This is a genomic window from Stutzerimonas tarimensis (assembly GCF_042648805.1).
Taxonomy (GTDB): Bacteria; Pseudomonadota; Gammaproteobacteria; order Pseudomonadales; family Pseudomonadaceae; genus Azomonas; species Azomonas tarimensis.
Genome location: NZ_JBHRXZ010000018.1, coordinates 1 through 18,380, shown reverse-complemented (window position 1 = coordinate 18,380; position 18,380 = coordinate 1). Strand labels below are relative to the sequence as shown.

At 65.8% G+C, this 18,380-nt stretch carries 20 protein-coding genes; 16 read left to right on the top strand and 4 right to left on the bottom strand.

Annotated features, from left to right (window positions below; all coding sequences use genetic code 11):
• Positions 1-461: 461 nt before the first annotated feature.
• The 9 genes from ACFOMF_RS08515 to ACFOMF_RS08475 all read left to right on the top strand — a co-directional run bounded on the left by ACFOMF_RS08515 (position 462) and on the right by ACFOMF_RS08475 (position 7,904).
• A complete protein-coding gene (locus tag ACFOMF_RS08515) occupies positions 462-914 on the top strand; it encodes an REP-associated tyrosine transposase (protein ID WP_386363676.1) in 453 nt (150 codons plus the stop codon).
• 472 nt (positions 915-1,386) lie between these two features.
• Complete coding sequence (gene rutA / locus ACFOMF_RS08510) at positions 1,387-2,475, top strand: pyrimidine utilization protein A (RefSeq protein WP_386363674.1); 1,089 nt, start codon at positions 1,387-1,389, stop codon at positions 2,473-2,475.
• On the top strand, positions 2,475-3,218 hold the full coding sequence (gene rutB, locus ACFOMF_RS08505) for a pyrimidine utilization protein B (protein WP_386363671.1): 744 nt from the start codon (positions 2,475-2,477) through the stop codon (positions 3,216-3,218). Before rutA ends, rutB begins: the two co-directional genes overlap by 1 nt.
• 42 nt (positions 3,219-3,260) lie before the next feature.
• Positions 3,261-3,647, top strand: a complete 387-nt coding sequence (gene rutC, locus ACFOMF_RS08500) for a pyrimidine utilization protein C (protein ID WP_386363668.1) — start codon at positions 3,261-3,263, stop codon at positions 3,645-3,647.
• 163 nt (positions 3,648-3,810) lie between these two features.
• A complete protein-coding gene (rutD, locus tag ACFOMF_RS08495; protein WP_386363665.1) occupies positions 3,811-4,608 on the top strand; it encodes a pyrimidine utilization protein D in 798 nt (265 codons plus the stop codon).
• A gap of 11 nt (positions 4,609-4,619) precedes the next feature.
• The gene (locus ACFOMF_RS08490) at positions 4,620-5,210 is read left to right on the top strand and encodes a malonic semialdehyde reductase (RefSeq protein WP_386363663.1); all 591 of its coding nucleotides are present in this window, start codon (positions 4,620-4,622) and stop codon (positions 5,208-5,210) included.
• Between the two features lie 10 nt (positions 5,211-5,220).
• On the top strand, positions 5,221-5,748 hold the full coding sequence (locus ACFOMF_RS08485; RefSeq protein WP_386363660.1) for a flavin reductase: 528 nt from the start codon (positions 5,221-5,223) through the stop codon (positions 5,746-5,748).
• Between the two features lie 202 nt (positions 5,749-5,950).
• Positions 5,951-6,541, top strand: a complete 591-nt coding sequence (locus ACFOMF_RS08480; protein WP_386363657.1) for an IMPACT family protein — start codon at positions 5,951-5,953, stop codon at positions 6,539-6,541.
• Positions 6,542-6,953: 412 nt separating this feature from the next.
• Positions 6,954-7,904, top strand: a complete 951-nt coding sequence (locus tag ACFOMF_RS08475; RefSeq protein WP_386363655.1) for an adenosine deaminase — start codon at positions 6,954-6,956, stop codon at positions 7,902-7,904.
• 3 nt (positions 7,905-7,907) lie between these two features.
• Here the strand turns inward: ACFOMF_RS08475 and ACFOMF_RS08470 are convergent, their stop codons facing one another.
• A complete protein-coding gene (locus ACFOMF_RS08470; RefSeq protein ID WP_386363652.1) occupies positions 7,908-9,074 on the bottom strand; it encodes a multidrug effflux MFS transporter in 1,167 nt (388 codons plus the stop codon).
• Between the two features lie 163 nt (positions 9,075-9,237).
• Here ACFOMF_RS08470 and ACFOMF_RS08465 point away from each other — a divergent pair, with 163 nt between their 5' ends.
• Positions 9,238-9,852: a TetR family transcriptional regulator gene (locus ACFOMF_RS08465; protein WP_386363649.1), complete on the top strand. Its 615-nt coding sequence runs from the start codon at positions 9,238-9,240 to the stop codon at positions 9,850-9,852.
• Positions 9,853-9,869: 17 nt separating this feature from the next.
• On the opposite strand, the gene ACFOMF_RS08460 is transcribed toward ACFOMF_RS08465, so the two are convergent.
• Together ACFOMF_RS08460 and bfr are read right to left on the bottom strand one after the other, a co-directional pair.
• Positions 9,870-10,064 carry a heavy-metal-associated domain-containing protein gene (locus ACFOMF_RS08460; RefSeq protein ID WP_386363646.1) on the bottom strand — a complete coding sequence of 65 codons (195 nt, stop codon included), beginning with the start codon at positions 10,062-10,064 and terminating at the stop codon, positions 9,870-9,872.
• Between the two features lie 89 nt (positions 10,065-10,153).
• Positions 10,154-10,624 carry a bacterioferritin gene (gene bfr / locus ACFOMF_RS08455; RefSeq protein ID WP_386363643.1) on the bottom strand — a complete coding sequence of 157 codons (471 nt, stop codon included), beginning with the start codon at positions 10,622-10,624 and terminating at the stop codon, positions 10,154-10,156.
• Positions 10,625-10,889: 265 nt separating this feature from the next.
• On the opposite strand from bfr, the gene ACFOMF_RS08450 reads away from it, so the two are divergent.
• From ACFOMF_RS08450 to ACFOMF_RS08425, 6 genes are all read left to right on the top strand, one after another.
• Complete coding sequence (locus ACFOMF_RS08450; RefSeq protein WP_386363640.1) at positions 10,890-11,915, top strand: efflux RND transporter periplasmic adaptor subunit; 1,026 nt, start codon at positions 10,890-10,892, stop codon at positions 11,913-11,915.
• A gap of 4 nt (positions 11,916-11,919) precedes the next feature.
• Positions 11,920-14,958 (top strand): efflux RND transporter permease subunit, encoded by a 3,039-nt coding sequence (locus ACFOMF_RS08445; RefSeq protein WP_386363637.1) that lies wholly within the window; start codon positions 11,920-11,922, stop codon positions 14,956-14,958.
• Positions 14,958-16,445, top strand: a complete 1,488-nt coding sequence (locus ACFOMF_RS08440; protein ID WP_386363633.1) for an efflux transporter outer membrane subunit — start codon at positions 14,958-14,960, stop codon at positions 16,443-16,445. Before ACFOMF_RS08445 ends, ACFOMF_RS08440 begins: the two co-directional genes overlap by 1 nt.
• Complete coding sequence (locus ACFOMF_RS08435) at positions 16,442-16,933, top strand: methylated-DNA--[protein]-cysteine S-methyltransferase (protein WP_386363630.1); 492 nt, start codon at positions 16,442-16,444, stop codon at positions 16,931-16,933. The genes ACFOMF_RS08440 and ACFOMF_RS08435 overlap by 4 nt, the downstream gene beginning before the upstream one ends.
• A gap of 62 nt (positions 16,934-16,995) precedes the next feature.
• Complete coding sequence (locus tag ACFOMF_RS08430; protein WP_386363627.1) at positions 16,996-17,238, top strand: hypothetical protein; 243 nt, start codon at positions 16,996-16,998, stop codon at positions 17,236-17,238.
• A gap of 90 nt (positions 17,239-17,328) precedes the next feature.
• Positions 17,329-18,114 carry a TatD family hydrolase gene (locus ACFOMF_RS08425; protein WP_386363624.1) on the top strand — a complete coding sequence of 262 codons (786 nt, stop codon included), beginning with the start codon at positions 17,329-17,331 and terminating at the stop codon, positions 18,112-18,114.
• Between the two features lie 90 nt (positions 18,115-18,204).
• On the opposite strand, the gene ACFOMF_RS08420 is transcribed toward ACFOMF_RS08425, so the two are convergent.
• On the bottom strand, positions 18,205-18,366 hold the full coding sequence (locus ACFOMF_RS08420) for a hypothetical protein (protein ID WP_386363977.1): 162 nt from the start codon (positions 18,364-18,366) through the stop codon (positions 18,205-18,207).
• Positions 18,367-18,380: the final 14 nt, after the last annotated feature.

Here is an 18,380-nt window from a genome sequence, read left to right as displayed (position 1 = left end):
TCGCTCCTACAACAGCCGGCCCGAGCTTCATCCACAGCCGTTAAAGCACGTGCCACCCCGTAGGAGCGAGCTTGCTCGCGAATGGACGGCGCAACACCAGAAGCCTCGCGCAGCCCCATAGGCCGCTTTTCGCGAGCAAGGTCGCTTCTACAACAGCCGGCCCGAGCTTCATCCACAGCCGTTAAAGCACGTGCCACCCCGTAGGAGCGAGCTTCATCCACAGCCGTTAAAGCACGTGCCACCCCGTAGGAGCGAGCTTGCTCGCGAATGGACGGCACTGCACCAGGGCCTCGCGCAGCCCCACAGGCCGTTTTCGCGAGCAAGCTCGCGCCTGCGACAGCCGGCCGGCGTTAGAATCGACGTTCGCCAGGAGGCTCCTGCTTGAGGGATCGGGCACTCTTCGTTCGGACAGCAGCTCGCCCACCTGGCAAACTCCTGCTCTCGAAAAAGGACGCAACGGCATGCGTTTTCACGGACGAAACCTGCGCCAGGGCCGTGTTTCACTACCTGGGCACGCCTACCTGCTCAGCACCGTCACCCGCCACCGCAAACACCTGTTCCGCCGATGGTCGGAGGCACAAGCGGTGGCCCGGGAGATTCACTTGGCTGGTCAGGGCGAGGCGGTCCACTCGCTCGCCTGGGTGCTGATGCCCGACCACCTACACTGGCTCATACAACTGCGTGCTGGCACGCTCGAAACCCTGATGCAGACGCTCAAATCCCGGAGCGCCCTGGCGATCAACCTTGGTCTTGAACAGCGAGGGCCAGTCTGGCAGAAGGGGTATCACGATCGTGCCATACGCGACGAGGAAGACCTCCGGGCGCTGGCCCGCTACGTTGTGGCCAACCCGCTGCGGGCCGGGCTGGTGGAGCGGATCGGCAGCTACCCGTTCTGGGACGCCGCCTGGCTATGACACCTGCGGCTAGTCCACCCGTAGGAGCGAGCTTGCTCGCGAAGGGACGGCGCAACACCAGAAGCCTCGCGCAGCCTCACAGGCCGCTTTCGCGAGCAAGCTCGCTCCTACAAAAGCCGGTCCGAGTTTCCCCCCATCGTTAAAGCACACGCCTCCCCCGTAGGAGCGAGCTTGCTCGCGAAGGGACGGCGCAACACCGGAAGCCTCGCGCAGCCTCACAGGCCGCTTTCGCGAGCAAGCTCGCTCCTACAAAAGCCGGTCCGAGTTCGCGGCAGCCGCCCCACAACGGACCGATCGCGCACAAAACAAGTGCTCTAATCTAGACCAAATGGTCCATTACAAGCATTAAGCCCGCTGCAACTATTTGATCCTGAAGGAAAGTTAAAACCTGGCCCGCATCCTGCTCTAGCTCCGCCAGCACTGCCCGCCCACCAGGGCAGCCACTGGCCTTCGCGTAGAGAGGAATAATCCCATGGACGTCGGCGTCTTCATCCCGATCGGCAACAACGGCTGGCTCATCTCCGAAAACGCTCCGCAATACATGCCCAGCTTCGAGCTGAACAAGGCTATCGTGCAGAAGGCCGAGGGCTACGGCTTCGACTTCGCGCTGTCGATGATCAAGCTGCGCGGCTTTGGCGGAAAGACCGAGTTCTGGGAGCACAACCTGGAGTCCTTCACCCTGATGGCGGGTCTCGCCGCCGTCACCAGCAAGATCCAGCTGTTCGCCACCGCCGCCACCCTGACGCTGCCGCCGGCCATCGTGGCGCGCATGGCCTCCACCATCGACTCCATCTCCAGTGGCCGCTTCGGTGTCAACTTGGTCACCGGCTGGCAGAAGCCCGAATATACCCAGATGGGCCTGTGGCCGGGCGACGAATTCTTTGGCAGCCGCTACAACTACCTCGGCGAGTACGCCCAGGTACTGCGTGATCTCTGGGAAACCGGGCGCAGCGACTTCAAGGGTGAACACTTCCAGATGGAGGACTGCCGGGTCAGCCCGAAACCCCAGGCGGACATGAAGATTATCTGTGCCGGCTCCTCGGACGCTGGCATGGCCTTCTCGGCGCAGTATGCCGACTACAACTTCTGCTTCGGCAAGGGCGTGAATACCCCCACCGCCTTCGCGCCGACCACCGAGCGCCTGCGCAAGGCCACCGAGAAGACCGGCCGCAGCGTGACCTCCTGCGTGCTGTTCATGGTGATCGCCGACGAAACCGATGAGGCCGCGCGCGCCAAGTGGGAGCACTACAAGGCCGGTGCCGATCAGGAGGCCATCGCCTGGCTCGGCGAACAGGGCGCGGCGGACAAGACGTCCGGCAGCGACACCAACGTGCGCCAGATGGCCGACCCCACCTCGGCGGTGAACATCAACATGGGTACCCTGGTGGGCTCCTGGGCCAGCGTGGCCAGGATGCTCGACGAGGTGGCCACGGTGCCCGGCACCCAGGGCGTGATGCTCACCTTCGACGATTTCATCAAGGGCGTGGAAACCTTCGGCGAGAAGATCCAGCCGCTGATGGAGAGCCGCCGCCATATCACGCTGCAGAGGAAGAGCGCCTGATGAACGCCGCCGAAAGCCTTGCCGGTTACCGCCTGGGCAGCGCTGACGGGGCGCTGACGCTGCCCGCCCGCCCCGAACCGCTGGCGATGAAGGCCAGCGAGACCGCGCTGATCGTGGTGGACATGCAGAACGCCTACGCCAGCAAGAATGGCTACCTTGACCTGGCCGGCTTCGACGTCTCGACCACCGCGCCGGTGATCGAACGGATCAGCGTCGCCCTCGAGGCGGCCCGCGCCGCCGGCATCCAGGTGGTGTTCCTGCAGAACGGCTGGGATGCCGGCTACGTCGAGGCGGGCGGGCCCGGTTCGCCCAACTGGCACAAATCCAACGCCCTGAAGACCATGCGCCAGCGCCCGGAACTGGCCGGCACACTGCTGGCCAAGGGCGGCTGGGACTACGCTCTGGTGGACGCGCTGCAGCCCCGGCCCGGCGACATCCTGGTGCCCAAGCCGCGCTACAGCGGCTTCTTCAACTCGCAACTGGACAGCACCCTGCGCGCCCGGGGCATCCGCAACCTGGTGTTCACCGGCATCGCCACCAATGTCTGCGTGGAATCGACCCTGCGCGACGGCTTCCACCTCGAATACTTCGGCGTGGTGCTCGAAGACGCCACCCACCAGGCCGGTCCGCCGTTCGCCCAGCAGGCGGCGCTGTACAACATCGAGACCTTCTTCGGCTGGGTCTCCAGCGTCGCGGCCTTCTGCGACACCTTTGCGCTGGATGCCACCACCGCCATTGCCTGAACTGGATAACGACCTCATCAAGCCTTGCACGAGAGAACCGACATGCCCAAGCAATCCGTGATCCCCGCCGGCAGCGGCAAACCCCTGGCACCCTATGTTCCCGGCTCGATGGCCGACGGGACGCTTTATGTGTCCGGCACCCTGCCCTTCGACAAGGACAACAACGTGGTCCACGTCGGCGATGCCGCCGCCCAGACCCGCCATGTCCTGGAAACCATCAAGGGAGTGGTCGAAGCCGCCGGCGGCACGATGGACGACGTCACCTTCAACATGATCATGCTCACCGACTGGGCCAACTACGGCGCGGTGAACCAGGTCTATGCCGAGTTCTTTCCCGGCGACAAGCCGGCGCGCTACTGCATCCAGTGCGGGCTGGTGAAGCCCGACGCGCTGATCGAAATCGCCAGCATCGCCCATGTAGGGCAGTAACGGCCGCTCAACGAGGCTCTAGCTCCGGGCTCCGGGTCCGGGCTTTGTAGGAGCGAGCTTGCTCGCGAACCGATCCCTCGCCGCCACCCGAGACCTGCTTCAACGACGCTGGCGCGCGAGCTCGCTGCCCAGGCCCCCTGAGCCCACCCATCGAGGAAACCCCATGCACTACGAACTTCACGGCCGCAAGGACGCAGACGCACCGACCCTGGTCCTCAGCTCCGGCCTCGGCGGCTCGGCCGGGTTCTGGGCGCCGCAGTTGCCGGCGCTGACCGACGCCTTCCGGGTATTGGTCTACGATCACCAGGGCACCAACAGAAGCCCTGGCACCCTGGCCGACGGCTACTCAATTGAGTCCATGGCGGTCGAACTGCTGGAACTGCTCGACACCCTGAAGATTCGCCGCTGCCACCTGATCGGCCACGCCCTGGGTGGTCTGGTGGGCCTGCAGATCGCCCTGCTGCGGCCGCAGCTGCTGCAGAGCCTGGTGCCGGTGAATGCCTGGAGCAGCCCCAACGAGCACAGCGCACGCTGCTTCTCGGTGCGCAAGAAGCTGCTGCGCGACAGCGGCCCGGCCGCCTATGTGGAAGCCCAGTCGCTGTTTCTCTACCCGCCCGACTGGATTGCCGCCCATGGCGAACGCCTGAGCCGCGAAGACGCCCATCACCTCCAGCATTTTCAGGGCAGCGGGAACCTGCTGCGGCGCATCGATGCCCTGCTCGCCTTCGATATCGAAGACCGTCTGGAGCTCATTGGCACACCGACCCTGGTCATCGCCAATCGAGACGATATGCTGGTGCCCTGGAACCGCTCGCTGCACCTGGCCCAGCGCTTGCCCAATGCTCGCCTGGAGCTGCTGGACTATGGCGGCCACGCCTCCAGCGTCACCGACAGCGAAACCTTCAACCGCATCCTGCTCGAACACCTGGCGCGACAACGCTCCCCGTGCGAGGCAGCCTGAGGACCACGACCATGACCGCCCCCCTCGATTCAGAAACCCTGGCCCAGTTGTTCACCGAAGCCCGCACCTTCAGCGCCTGGCAGGACCGCCCGGTCACCGACGCCCATCTGGAGCGGCTCTACACGCTGGTCCGGCTTGGCCCCACCGCCGTCAATAGTTGCCCGGCCCGCTTCGTTTTCGTGCGCACCCCCGAAGGCAAGGAAAAGCTCGCGCCCTGCCTGTCCAAGGGCAACCTGGACAAGACCCTGTCCGCACCGGTCACCATCATCCTGGCCTATGACGAGGCTTTTCCCGACACGCTGCCGGAACTCTTCCCGGTTGCCGACGCCCGCAGCTGGTACGCCGGCAAGCCCGACCTGATCGCAGAGAATGCCCTGCGCAACAGCTCCATGCAGGCCGGCTACCTGATCCTCGCCGCGCGGGCGCTGGGCCTGGACGCCGGCCCCATGTCCGGCTTCGACGCCAACCTGGTCAACGAGACCTTCCTTGCGGGCACCACCTGGAAAGCCAACCTACTGATCAACCTCGGCTATGGCGACCGCGACAGACTGCACGAGCGTCTGCCCCGTCTCGCCTTCGAACAAGCCTGCAAACTCGCCTGAGGAGCCCCCCATGCAAGCCGCCGCCCTGAAACTCTACGCTGCCCCGCCAGAACCCATGAACCGGCAGGACTACCGCGACGCCATGTCCCGACTCGCCGCCGCGGTCAACGTGGTCACTACCGATGGCCCGTGCGGCCGCGCCGGCTTTACCGCTACCGCTGTCTGCAGCGTCAGCGACGACCCGCCGACCTTGCTGGTCTGCCTCAACCGAAGTGCCTCGGCCCATGCCGCGGTGGTCGGCAACGGCAACCTCTGTGTCAACCTGCTCAGTGCCGAGCAGAGCGACGTATCCAATCTCTTCGGCGGCAAGACGCCCATGGCCGAGCGCTTCACGGCAGATCGCTGGTCGATCTCACCCAACGGTTCGCCAGTGCTGGCCGGCGCTGCGCTGGCGTTCGACTGCCGCATCACCCAGGTCACCAGTGTCGCCACCCATGACGTGCTGTTCTGCGAGGTGCTCGGCGTGACGCTGGCCGAGCAGGCGAATGCGCTGCTCTATTTCGACCGCAGCTATCACCCCCTGCCCGTCAGCCTCTGACGCAGGGGCAGGGCCTGGTCCACAGGCACAGGGTGGCCGAGCGATCCGGACGGACGCCCTGCCCTTCTTGAAAATCGGTTCCTACCGGCGCTTCGTCCACCGATCGCAATGGCCGACAGACGGCCCCTGGCGTGGGGAGGCCGCCTGACCCGGCGCGAGCGGACGGGTAAACTGATTTGCCCGCTCCTCGTCTGGTCCAGCCATGCCTTCTACCCTCGCCGCGCCTTGCGAACTTCTTGAAACGGTCCAGAAAAGCCGATTTCTGGTGCGTGCGGCGCCAGTGACCACGGCCGGGCAGGCCATGGATTTCATCCAGGCGGTCAGCGACCCATCCGCCAGTCACAACTGCTGGGCCTGGAAGATCGGCCAGCAGTACCGTTTCAGCGATGATGGCGAACCCGGCGGCACCGCCGGACGACCGATGCTCGTGGCTATCGAAGGTCAAGCGTTCGATCAGGTGGCCGTGGTAGTGACCCGCTGGTTCGGCGGCATCAAGCTTGGGACCGGCGGCCTGGCGCGAGCCTACGGCGGCAGTACGGCCAGGTGCCTTCAGGCCGGAGAGGCCCGCGAACTCGTCTTGCTGGCTCGTGGCCGTTGCCATTGCCGCTTCGCGGAGTTGAATCTGCTCAAGGCGCGCCTCGGTGAGTGCGAGGCGCTGCTGGAAGGCGAAAGGTTCGACGCTGAAGGGGCCTTTCTCGATCTTGCCTTCCCCCCGGACCGCTTCGGTTTGCTGGCGGAACTGCTGGCCAACGTCAGCCGCGGATACAGCCGATTGCAGTTGCTGGATAGCTGAAGACTACGCACATATTCAGTGGAAGGTTCTGTGGATAACCGTGGGAAAGACTGGTTTGAAGCAGGGTACGCGCGGCGCCGCAGGCTCTGTTCATTTTTTATACAATCCACTCGGGTATCGCTTGAATGCATGCCCAAGGCCTTGATACAAGCGGTTTTTCCATGGAATTAAGCCTTGCCTGGGCCGCTCCCGGCAGGTTGTTGCCGTCTGGGGAAGTTATGCCCACCCCCCGTGGAAAAGATTGTGGATAACATCGGGACGAGTCGCCGAAGCGCAGATAGCGCCTGGCTTGTAGAGAACTGATCAAGAAATCACCAGCCGAACCTCATGCGGCTGACCTTCCCTCATCGGCTGTTTCGTGGCATAGCAGTTGCTGAGAACCTTTCATCACTTCCAAACGAGACGCCGAATCATGTACGACTGCCTCATTGACGTCCCAAAGGCCGAATTGCACCTGCACCTCGAAGGCTCACTGGAGCCGGAGATGCTCTTTGCGCTGGCAGAACGCAACAGCATCGCCCTGCCCTGGCCGGACGTGGACAGCCTTCGCCGCGCCTACGCCTTCAACAACCTGCAGGAGTTTCTCGATCTCTACTACCGCGGTGCCGACGTGCTGCGCACCGAGCAGGACTTCTACGATCTGACCTGGGCCTACATGCAGAAGTGCGCCGAGCAGAACGTCGTGCATGTCGAGCCGTTTTACGATCCCCAGACCCACACCGACCGGGGCATACCTTTCGAGGCAGCCGTCATAGGCATCTCCACCGCCTTGAACGATGCCCGGGCGCAACTCGGCATCAGCAGTGGGCTGATTCTCAGCTTCCTGCGCCACCTGCCCGAGGAAGAGGCGTTCAAGACCCTGGAGCAGGCCCTGCCCTACCGCGACGCCTTCTTTGCCGTGGGCCTCGACAGCTCCGAGGTTGGCCACCCGCCACGCAAGTTCCAGCGGGTATTCGACAAGGCCCGTGCCGAGGGCTTCCTGACCGTGGCCCATGCGGGTGAGGAAGGCCCGCCGGAATACATCTGGGAGGCACTCGACCTGCTCAAGGTAAGCCGCATCGACCACGGCGTGCGCGCCGCCGAGGATCCACGACTGATCGAGCGGCTGATCGACGAGCAGATACCACTCACCGTCTGTCCGCTGTCGAACATCAAGCTCTGTGTGTTCGACGACATGAGTCAGCACAACATCCTCGATCTGCTCGAGCGCGGCGTGAAGGTCACGGTGAACTCGGACGACCCGGCTTATTTCGGCGGGTATGTCATGGAGAATTTCCAGGCCCTGCACGACAGCCTGGGCATGACCGAAAAGCAGGCGCGCCAGCTGGCGAAAAACAGCATGGAAGCGCGGCTGGCTCGCTAGCGCTCAGTCGCGGCTGGCGGTCCAGACCGTCAGCGCCAGTGCCAGCAGGGCGCAGACGGCGATAACCCCGGCCAGCGGAACGCTACTGCCATCGTGCAGCGCGCCGACCATGGCGGACGTCACGGCGGCGATGCTGAACTGCAGGCTGCCAAGCAGCGCCGACGCACTCCCGGCATTCGCGCCATGTCGTGCCAGGGCGCAAGCCGTGGCGTTGGGCATGATGCAGCCCAGCGAAGCGATACTGCAGAACAGCGGCAGCAGCAGCGGCCAGAGCGCCGCGGGTTGCGCCAGTGCGACGGCCAGCAGGGCCATGCCCGAGGCGAAGTGCACCCAGACCCAGCGCATCAGCCAGAACTGCGGACCGCGAAGGCGCATGAGCGCGGCGTTGACCTGGGCCAGGAGTATGAAGCCTGCCGCGTTGAGTCCGAACAGCCAGGCGTAGTGCTGGGTCGAGACTTCATACAGTTCGATGTAGACGAACGGCGAACCGGCGATATAGGCGAACATGCCGCCCATGGCAAAGCCACCAGCCAGGGCGTTGCCTACAAACGACGAATCGCGCAACAACCGGCCATAGTTGGCCAGCGCGCCGCCGAGCGGCCTGCGCGGCATGTCGGCCGGATAGGTCTCTGGTAGCCAGCGCCAGACTGCCAGCCCACACACCGAGCCGAACAGCGCCAGCACAATGAACATCGATGGCCAGCCAAAGGCCGCCAGCAGGACCCCACCGAGTACCGGCGCCAGGATCGGAGCCACACCCATTACCAGCACCAGTTGGGAAAACACCTTGGCCGTGGTGGTCGGGTCGCACAGATCGCGTACCACGGTACGCGCAGCAACCATCCCGACGCAGCCGCCCAGTGCCTGAATGAAGCGCGCCGCGACCATCCAGTCCAGATCAGGCACCAGGGCACAGGCCAGCGACGACAGGCTGAACAGCACCACGCCGATGAGAAGGGGCCCGCGCCGGCCGAAGCGGTCGATCAGCGGACCGTAGATGAGCTGTCCGATCGCCAGGCCGACGAAATAGGCGGCAAGGGTCAGTTGCACATGTTCGATGTCGGTGCCGAAGGCCTGGGCCAGGGCAGGAAAGGCTGGAAGGTACAGATCGATCGCCAGAGGGCCGAAAGCGGACAATGCGCCCAGCAGGATCAGGATGCGGAGGGTCATGGAGGGGTCTCGGGGCGCAGGGCGGGAAGCTTTCGACTCGCCTATTCGTTTACAGGTCAGTCAAATCCTGTTACATACATAGACGATTGTAAAGGGGGACTCGCGCTATCGTGCCGGTCCTTTCCCACCACGAGCCGTCCAAGATGACCGCCGGAAGACCTCTATGCGAAGAACAAAGGAAGAGGCGGAGAAGACCCGCATTGCCATTCTGACGTCCGCCGAGCAGCTGTTTCTCGAACGCGGCGTCGCCCACACCAGCCTCGATCAGATTGCCCGGCATGCGGGCGTAACACGAGGCGCCGTGTACTGGCACTTCCAGAACAAGGCCCACCTGTTTCATGAGATGCTCAGCCAGGTGAGGCTGCCACCGGAACAACTGGCCGAACGGATGTCCGGCTGCGATCAGGGTGATCCGCTGGAGGCGCTGTTCAGGCTGAGCAGCGAAACCCTTACCCTGCTCAAGGACGACGAACGCCGACTGCGGGTGTTCACCATCCTGCTGCATCGCTGTGAGTTCACCGAGGAGCTCAAAGAGGCGGAAGAGCGGCATTATGCCTTTGTCGACCTGTTCATCCAGCTCTGCCAGGAACTCTTCGCCAAGGCCAGCGACCGCTTGCAGCCGGGTGTCACGCCCAGGATCGCGGCGCACGCGCTACACGGACTGGTGGTCGGTCTCTTCACCGACTGGACACGCAAGCCGGAGGTCTTCAACCGGGAAGATCCGGCGGAACTGTTCCGGCCACTTTTTCGTGGACTGGTCAGAGACTGGCGTCTCTGACCCTCAGCGCCGACGCATCAGGAATGAACCTGAAAGCCCTCTTCGGTGATCGCCTCGCGCACCGCCTGCTCAGGCAGCGCGGACTGCACTTGCACGAGACCCGCCGCCAGGTCGACCCTGACCTCGGCAGCCGGATCGCGGGACTGGATCGCCTGGATCACCGCACGCTCGCAGTGTCCGCAGGTCATCCCCTGTACCTTGTAGCTCTGCATCTACTACCCCCTCTCCCCTGATCATCCGATCGCATGGGCCTCATCAAGGGACCCCTAGAGCGTGCATCTGCGTACCGGCCGTTGCCGTGTCACTCCCAGGCCTGCGACTGGAGGTAGTTCTGCAGGCCGATCTTGTCGATCAACCCCAGCTGCTGTTCGAGCCAGTACGCATGGTCTTCCTCGGTGTCGTGCAGCTGCACCTCGAGGATTTCACGTGTCTCGTAGTCGCCAAGCTGTTCACACAGCGCGATACCCTTGGCCAGGCGGTCACGTACGTGGTACTCGGTCGCCAGGTCGTTGCGCAGCATTTCCGGCACGGTGGCGCCCGGGTTGATCGGCTCGGGCGTCATATCCGGGGTGCCCTCCAGAAACAGAATGCGCTTGAGCAGCGCATCGGCGTGCTCGGTCTCTTCCTGCATCTCATGATCGAGTCGCTCGTAGAGCCGCTTGAATCCCCAGTCGCCATACATCCGCGAGTGCAGCAGGTACTGGTCGCGGGCGGCCAACTCGCCGCGCAGCAATTCTTTCAGATAATCCACAACCTGCGCTTGCCCTTGCATCACCGCCTCCCCGAGTCATAATGGAATCCCAGCAGGTTAGCATCCCCATGCCGACCTGCCCCGTCAAGGGCCCTAAATCGGGCCGTTCCGGTACTTGCCAACGGCCATCCTTATTCCTGTTTGAACCGACGTGCGCCCGGGCGATCACAAGGTTGCCCGGCCTGGGTGGGCGCGACCGAGATAACCCAGCCAACCGCGCGGAGTCAGGATGTCCAGCAGCCCTTTTTACTTTAGACAACTGCCTTGCCTTTGCCTCGCACTTTTCATGGTTTTTCTCGCCGGCTGCGGCCAAAACGACGAGCCGGCGCCCCCGCCTCCCCGCGTCGCGCTGGTCGAGCCGCTGCAGCCGGCCTCCGCCGAAACCCGTGTGTGGCGCTACCCCGGAGTGGTGGAAAGCGCCAGCCGCACCCAGCTGTCATTCGAAGTAGGGGGCCGGGTCGAGCGGATGCTGGTGGACCAGGGCCAGCGGGTGGAGCGCGGCCAGCCCCTGGCCCGCCTGGACAGCACTGACTATGACCTGCAGCTGCGCGAAGCGCGGAGTCAGCTGAACCAGCTCGAAGCCGACCTGGCCCGGCGCCGCGCCCTGCTGGCAGAAGGCATCCTTGCCCCGGCGGCGATCGAGGCGCTGGAGGCGCAGGTCGAGTCGGCGCAGGTGGCGCGGGACAATGCCCAGCGATCGGTAGGCCGCACCCTTCTCGCCGCCCCCTTCGACGGGGTGGTCGCGCGGCGGCTGGTGGAGACCGACATGGTGGTGGCCTCCGGAACACCGATCTTCGAGATGCAGGCCGGCGGCGAGGAGATCGAGGTGGGCCTGGACCTGCCGGAAACCGCTGCCCTGGAGCTACCGCTGGACTCCAGCCTGCGTGCCGAAGGCCGGATGGTGGTCGGCGAGGCGACAATGCCACTGCGCTACCGGGAGCACAGTACCCAACCCCGCGAGGGCGCCCGGACCTACCGCCTGACCCTGGCGGGCGAACCGCCGGAGGGCCTCAACCTGTTGCCGGGCATGGCGGTGCGCGTCAATCTGTCCGGCCCGCCCGGCGAGACATCCACCGCCGAGCTGTTCCGTATCCCGCTGTCGGCGCTGCAGGTCGCCACCAATGGCGGGCATTTCATCTGGATCGTCGAGGGGGAACTGCCCCGCCGGCAACCGCTGCAGGTGGAGCGCGTGGTGGACGACCAGGCACTTGTACGAGGCGAACTCGAGCCCGGCAGCCTGATAGTGGTGGCCGGCGGCAGCAAGCTCGACGAAGGCCAGGCGGTTCGAACCACCGAACGTCAGCGGGACTGAGCCGATGGACTTCGCCCGCTACGCCATCGAACGTTCGGTCAATACCTGGCTGCTGGTGCTGGTCTGCCTGGCGGGCGGCATTGTCGCCTTCTTCAACATGGGCCGGCTGGAAGACCCGGAGTTCACCATCAAGCAAGCAGTGGTCACCGTGCAGTACCCCGGCGCCACCGCGCTGGAGGTCGAGCAGGAGGTGACCGAGCCGCTGGAAAGCGCGATCCAGCAGATGTCGCAGATCAAGGAAATCCGTTCCCGCTCCCTGGATGGCATGGCCGAGCTGCGCATCGAGATCGAGGACCGCTACCCCAGCGGGCAGATGCCGCAGATCTGGGACGAGCTGCGCAACAAGGTGCGCGATGCCGAACACGAGCTTGCTCCCGACGCCCAGCCACCGGTAGTCAACGACGACTTCGGCGATGTCTACGGCATCTTCTATGCGATGACCGGAGGCGGACTGACGCCGAAGGAAATGTACGAAATCGCCAAGGACCTGCGCCTCGACCTGCTCACCGCCGAAGGCGTCGGCAAGGTCGATATCGCCGGCGAGCAGCCCGAGCGCATCGTGGTCATTGGCGACCAGGCGCGGATGGCGGCGCTGAACCTGTCCCCACAGGAAATCACCGCCGCGTTGAGCGACTTCAACGCAGTAGTGGACGCTGGCGGCGTGCGAGCCGGTACCTTTTACATGCACATCCGCCCCACCGGCGTGTTCGACACCCTCGAAGCCCTGCGCGCCCTGCCGATCGGCCAGGGGCCACGCAGCGTGCGCCTTGGCGACGTGCTGGAGGTGCGCCGCGAATATGCCGAGCGCCCGCGACAGATCATCCGCCACAACGGCCAGCCGGCGATTACCCTGGGCGTCAGCGGGGTTTCCGGGGCGAATATCGTCGAGGTCGGGGAAAACGTCGAGGCGGTGCTGGCAGCCATCCAGCCGCGCCTGCCCTACGGGGTCGAACTGCACCCGCTGTATCAGCAGCACCAGATCGTCAACGAGTCGGTCAACGACTTCGCCCTGAACGTGGTGATGTCCATCGCCATCGTGGTGGCGGTGCTGTGCCTGTCCATGGGCCTGCGCGCCGGGGCGATCATCGGCGCGGTGCTGGCCCTGACCGTGCTAGGCACGCTGCTGATCATGTGGCTGTCGCGCATCGAGCTGGAGCGGATTTCGCTCGGGGCGATGATCATCGCCATGGGCATGCTGGTGGATAACGCGGTGGTGGTCTGCGACGGCATGCTGATCCAGCAACAGCGCGGGCTGAAGCTGATGGAGGCGGCGAGCAGGACGCTCAAGCAGACTCAGTGGCCGCTGCTCGGCGCGACCATCATTGGCATCCTGGCCTTTGCCGGGATCGGCCTGTCACCGGACACCACGGGGGAATTCCTGTTCTCGCTGTTCTTTGTCATTGGCGTGTCGCTGCTGCTGTCCTGGGTACTGGCCCTGGCGGCGGTGCCCCTGTTCGGCCACTATCTGCTGCGCGGCCAGACCGGAGAGGAAGGCGGCGAGGCCTACCACAGCCCGCTCTATAACCGCTTTCGCGCCGTGGTGGACCGGGTGCTGCGCCACGCCGGGTTGGTGGTCGCGGTGCTGGCGGTGCTGACCATTCTCGCCGGATGGGGCTTCGGGCGCCTGCCCCAGAGCTTTTTCCCGCCGTCCAGCACGCCGATTTTCGCCGTCACCATGTTCATGCCCCAGGGCACCCACATCCAGGACACCAGTCGGGCGGCAGAGGATGTCGAGCAGTACCTGCTCGGCCACGAAGGCGTGACGGGAGTGTCCACCTTCGTCGGCTCCGGCGCGGCGCGCTTCATGCTCACCTACAATCCGGAGCAGCCCAACCCCGCGCTGATGCACTTTCTGGTGCATACAGAGAACGCCGAAGCAATCGACGGACTGGTCCGCGAAATCAACCAGACGCTGCCGTCGCGCTATCCCGATACCCACGGCGCGGCCGCGCAGTTCCTGTTCGGCCCTAACCCCGAGGCCAAGCTGGAGGCTCGCATCAGCGGCCCGTCCCTGGAAACCCTGCGCGAGCTGTCCGCAGAAGGCCAGCGCCTGCTGCGCGAACAGGGCGAGGTGCTCAACGTGCGTGACGACTGGCGCCCCCGGGCTCACGTGGTGCGCCCGCTGCTGGACCTGGACCGCATGGCTGACGCCGGTCTCACCCGGCAGATGATCTCGCTGACCATGGCGGCTTCCAGCGACGGCGCCCAGGTCAGCGTGTTCCGCGAGCGAGACGAGCTGATCCCGATCCTGTTGCGCTCGTCGGCCGCCGACCGGGTCGGGCCGGACGACCTGTTGCAGCGGCTGATCTGGTCGCCGGTGCAGCAGCGCTACATGCCGCTGGCCCAAGTGGCCGACGGGGTGACCATCAGCGCCGAGGACACCCTGATCAGCCGCTTCGACCGGGTGCGTACCATCTCGGTACGGGCCGAGCCACTGGACGGCGAGAACACCAACACGGCCTTCGAGCGCATCCGGCCGATCATCGAATCCATGGAACTGCCTTATGGCTACAGCCTGACCTGGGGTGGCGAGTACGAGCAGAGCTCCGAGGCCCAGGGCGCGCTGATCGGCACCCTGGCAGTGCCCTATCTTGGGATGGTGCTGGTCACCGTGCTGCTGTTCTCCCGGGTGCGCCAGCCGCTGGTGATCTGGCTGGTGGTACCGATGTCGATCATCGGCGTCACCCTTGGCCTGACCCTGACCGGCCAATCGTTCGGCTTCATGGCCCTGCTCGGCCTGCTCAGCCTCACCGGCATGTTGATCAAGAACGCGGTGGTGCTGGTGGACGAGACCGACCGCCAGATCGCCGACGGCGTGGCGCGCCGCACCGCCATCATCGAAGCCTCGGCCTCCCGCCTGCGGCCGGTGGCGCTGGCCGCCGGGACCACAGTGCTGGGCATGGTGCCGCTGCTGTTCGACCCGTTCTTCGCCGGCATGGCGGTGACCATCATGGCCGGCCTGGGCTTCGCCACCCTGCTCACCCTGCTGGCCGTGCCCTGCCTGTATCTGCTGCTGATGCGTGTCGGCAAGGAGGAACGCTAATGGGCCTTTGGCGCCGGCTGTTCCCCTGGCTGATGGCTGCGGCCCTCACCGCTTGCTCCAGCGTGCCGGAGCACGAAAGGCCGGCGCTGCCGGAGGACTGGTTCCACGGCCAGGCCCGGCCGCTGGACGACGCGGCCTTGACCGAGTGGTGGCAGCGCTTCGACGACCCGATGCTGACCGGCCTGGTGCAGCGGGCAATAAACGACAACCGCAACGTGCGCCAGGCCATGCTGCAGGTCGAGGCCACCCGGGCGCAGCTGCGCCAGTCCCGCTCCGGTCTGTTTCCCCGGCTCGACCTGCCCGGCTCCTTCAGCCGTCAATGGGTCGGTCTGGACAACGCCGCCGAGGGGACCGAGCTGGAACCCTTTGTAGGCGGCGGCGATACCCTGCGCCTGGACATGTGGGAACTGGCGCTGCAGGCCAGCTGGGAGATCGACCTGTTCGGAGCCCGCCGCGCCCGCGTCGACGCCGCGCGGCAACAGATGCGCGCCACCCAGGCCGAGGCCATCGCCGCCCGGCTCGCGGTGGCCGCCAATGCCGCCCAGGGTTACGTCCAGCTGCGGGCGTTGCAAGGCCAGCAGCAGTTGCTGGAAGAAAGCATCGGCATTGCCGCCGAACTGGAGCGCATCGCCGGCTTGCTGTTCGAAGTCGGTGACGTCACCCGTCTCGATGTGCAATCGGCCACTGCCGAGCGCACCGCGCTGCAGGCCCAGCGGGTCAACCTGGAAATCAGCCTGGCCGAAGCGCGGCTGGCGCTGGACACTTTGCTCGCTCAACCCCACGGCAGCCTGGCCCGGGAGATCGCTCGCAGCGCCCCGGTGCCTTTGATCGAGGGCGGCATTCCGCCCGGGCAGCCCATCGACCTGCTACGCCGCCGGCCCGACCTGATCGCCGCCGCCGCGCAACTGGATGCAGCCGACCGACTGTCGCTGGCCGCCCGCCGCGACCTGTTCCCGCAACTGGCGGTCCAGGCGGCAGCCGGGCGCAGCGGCGTGGCGCTCAACAGCAACTTCTCCACGGCCTCCAACTTCGCCCGGCTCGGGGCCACCTTCGGCCTGCCGCTACTGGACTTCGGCCAGCGCCGCGCCGCCATCGAGCTGGCCGACGTCCAGGGCCAGGGCGCTTTCCTGGCACTCGAGCAGGCCATTGCAGATGCGCTGGAAGAAGTCGAGCGCGGGCTGGTCGCACAGGAAGGCCAGCAGCGCCGACTCGCCGCGCTTCATGAAGTGCTGGAACAGCGCGAACGCACCTACCGACTGGCCCAGCGCACCTACGAGCTGGGCGAAGCCAATCTTCCCGAAGTGCTGGATGCCCAGCGTGGCCTGCTGCAGGCGCGCCAGCAGGTGCTGGAGGGTCGTACCGCGCTGGCCACCGCCCAGGTGGCGCTGTTCGTCGCCCTGGGTGGCGGCTGGCAATCGGCCCCCCTTGCCGACGTCGAGGGAATCGCCGAGGCTGGGTCGACCGCCACCCCGGGAGCCCACCCATGATCCTGCGCTACACGCTCTCCTCTTGTCCCCTTGGCCGCCTGCTGCTCGCCGCCGGCGACGACGGCATCCGCGCCCTGCTGCTGGGCGATGGGGACCAGCTCCTGCTGACCGATCTGGCCACCCGCTTTCCGGGCGAGCCACTGGTGCAGGACGACGCTGGCCTGGCCGGCTGGCTCGAACAGGTCCTGACCACCTTCAGTACGCTGTCCCCTGTCACACTGCCCCTGGCTCCCAGCGGCACGCCGTTCCAGCAGCGGGTCTGGCGCGCCCTGCGGGACATCCCGCCGGGCGAGACCAGACGCTACGGCGAGCTGGCCGGCACCCTAGGCAGCCATGCCCGCGCCGTCGCCAGCGCCTGCGCTCGCAACCCCATCGCCCTGCTGGTGCCCTGCCACCGTGTAGTGGGCCGCGACGACAGGCTCACCGGCTATCGCTGGGGCCTGGAACGCAAGGCCGCGCTGCTGGCACTGGAGCGCGATCGTCGGTAGGCGGGAGCCTGACGGCGCGCCCGGTGTCCGAACCGGTACAGCCATCGATTGCGGAGCCCCAGATGACCGAACTGAAACGCTATCGGGTGCACTACCTGATCAACGGCAAGCCCGACTCGCTGGTGCTGGAGGAATTTCAGGAGCCCGGCTTCGAGCGGATCGAACAGGAAATCCTGCTCAAGCATGTCCGCGAGCCCCGGGCAGCCACCGACCAGCCCTGGGAAGACCCGCAGGTACCCAGCGAACGGGGGCGAATGGTGGAATTGGGCGTCAGTGACATCCGCGTGGAGCGTGAAGACTCCTGAAGGCCCGTGCGACCTCTCCCCTCGCCGGTGACCAACAGCCTACCGTCGCGGACAATCGCCCCCCTTGACCCGAGGATCCTGCCCCAGCCCATGCGCCTGATCGATACCCATACCCACCTCGACTTCGAACACTTCGACGCTGATCGCACCGAGGTGATCGCGCGCAGCCTCAGGCGGGGCGTCGAACGCATACTCGTGCTTGGAGTGTTCGCGGGCAACTGGGAGCGGGTCTGGCAGATGGCGCTGGACGAGCCGGCGGTTCATGCCGCGCTGGGTATGCACCCGGTGTTTCTTGCCGAGCACCGCCCGGAGCACTTGAAAAGCCTTCGCGGCTGGCTGGAGCGCCTGCGCGGCGCCGACAAGCTGTGCGCCATCGGCGAGATCGGCCTGGATTACTACATTGAAGACCCCGACCGCGAGCGCCAGCAGGCCCTGCTGGAGCCGCAGCTGGAACTGGCCGCCGAGTTCGCGCTGCCGGTGCTGCTGCACGTGCGCCGGGCCCATGCGCCGATGATCGCCACCCTGAAGCGCCACAAGCTGCCCCGCACCGGCATCGCCCATGCCTTCAGCGGCAGCTGGGAAGAAGCCCGGGAATACATCCGCCTCGGCTACAAGCTCGGCCTCGGCGGCGCCGGCACCTGGCCCCAGGCCCACCGCATGCACCGGGTACTCAAGGAGCTGCCACTGGAGTCCATCGTGCTGGAAACCGACGCCCCGGACATCACGCCCCACAGCCACGCCGGCGAACGCAACAGCCCGGAATTCCTCCCGGACATCTGCCATGAACTGGCCCGGATCAAAGGGATCACCCCGGAGGCGCTGGCCGAGGCCAGCTATCGCAACAGCTGTGAGGTGTTCGGCTGGGCCGGCCAGTAGGCTGGGCTCACAGCGAACCGTCCGCCATTGTCGGCAGCCGGAAGTGTCGGGCGAAGCCAGGCGCCGCCGTGGTGTCTCGGCGGGCAAGCTCTACGCGGCAGGCCCTTCCGGTCCGGCCGTGACCACCCAGCCACCTTTCTGTACATCGACCGCAAGGGCGCTGGCCTCTGGCGCAGCGAGCATGGCCTCGGCCAGTACCGGTTCGAGTTCGGTACGCAGGCGGCGGGCCAGATCACGAGCACCGAAGCGCACGTCCTGGCCGCTGC

Excerpts from the sequence above, each read along its gene's own strand:
- ACFOMF_RS08440 (WP_386363633.1), top strand. The coding sequence starts at position 14,958 with ATGGGCCTTTGGCGCCGGCTGTTCCCCTGGCTGATGGCTGCGGCCCTC.
- rutA (WP_386363674.1), top strand. The coding sequence starts at position 1,387 with ATGGACGTCGGCGTCTTCATCCCGATCGGCAACAACGGCTGGCTCATC.
- bfr (WP_386363643.1), bottom strand. The coding sequence starts at position 10,624 with ATGCAAGGGCAAGCGCAGGTTGTGGATTATCTGAAAGAATTGCTGCGC.
- ACFOMF_RS08435 (WP_386363630.1), top strand. The coding sequence starts at position 16,442 with ATGATCCTGCGCTACACGCTCTCCTCTTGTCCCCTTGGCCGCCTGCTG.
- rutC (WP_386363668.1), top strand. The coding sequence starts at position 3,261 with ATGCCCAAGCAATCCGTGATCCCCGCCGGCAGCGGCAAACCCCTGGCA.
- ACFOMF_RS08430 (WP_386363627.1), top strand. The coding sequence starts at position 16,996 with ATGACCGAACTGAAACGCTATCGGGTGCACTACCTGATCAACGGCAAG.
- ACFOMF_RS08515 (WP_386363676.1), top strand. The coding sequence starts at position 462 with ATGCGTTTTCACGGACGAAACCTGCGCCAGGGCCGTGTTTCACTACCT.
- rutD (WP_386363665.1), top strand. The coding sequence starts at position 3,811 with ATGCACTACGAACTTCACGGCCGCAAGGACGCAGACGCACCGACCCTG.
- ACFOMF_RS08485 (WP_386363660.1), top strand. The coding sequence starts at position 5,221 with ATGCAAGCCGCCGCCCTGAAACTCTACGCTGCCCCGCCAGAACCCATG.
- ACFOMF_RS08470 (WP_386363652.1), bottom strand. The coding sequence starts at position 9,074 with ATGACCCTCCGCATCCTGATCCTGCTGGGCGCATTGTCCGCTTTCGGC.
- ACFOMF_RS08490 (WP_386363663.1), top strand. The coding sequence starts at position 4,620 with ATGACCGCCCCCCTCGATTCAGAAACCCTGGCCCAGTTGTTCACCGAA.
- ACFOMF_RS08465 (WP_386363649.1), top strand. The coding sequence starts at position 9,238 with ATGCGAAGAACAAAGGAAGAGGCGGAGAAGACCCGCATTGCCATTCTG.
- ACFOMF_RS08445 (WP_386363637.1), top strand. The coding sequence starts at position 11,920 with ATGGACTTCGCCCGCTACGCCATCGAACGTTCGGTCAATACCTGGCTG.
- ACFOMF_RS08460 (WP_386363646.1), bottom strand. The coding sequence starts at position 10,064 with ATGCAGAGCTACAAGGTACAGGGGATGACCTGCGGACACTGCGAGCGT.
- ACFOMF_RS08475 (WP_386363655.1), top strand. The coding sequence starts at position 6,954 with ATGTACGACTGCCTCATTGACGTCCCAAAGGCCGAATTGCACCTGCAC.
- ACFOMF_RS08450 (WP_386363640.1), top strand. The coding sequence starts at position 10,890 with ATGGTTTTTCTCGCCGGCTGCGGCCAAAACGACGAGCCGGCGCCCCCG.
- rutB (WP_386363671.1), top strand. The coding sequence starts at position 2,475 with ATGAACGCCGCCGAAAGCCTTGCCGGTTACCGCCTGGGCAGCGCTGAC.
- ACFOMF_RS08425 (WP_386363624.1), top strand. The coding sequence starts at position 17,329 with ATGCGCCTGATCGATACCCATACCCACCTCGACTTCGAACACTTCGAC.
- ACFOMF_RS08480 (WP_386363657.1), top strand. The coding sequence starts at position 5,951 with ATGCCTTCTACCCTCGCCGCGCCTTGCGAACTTCTTGAAACGGTCCAG.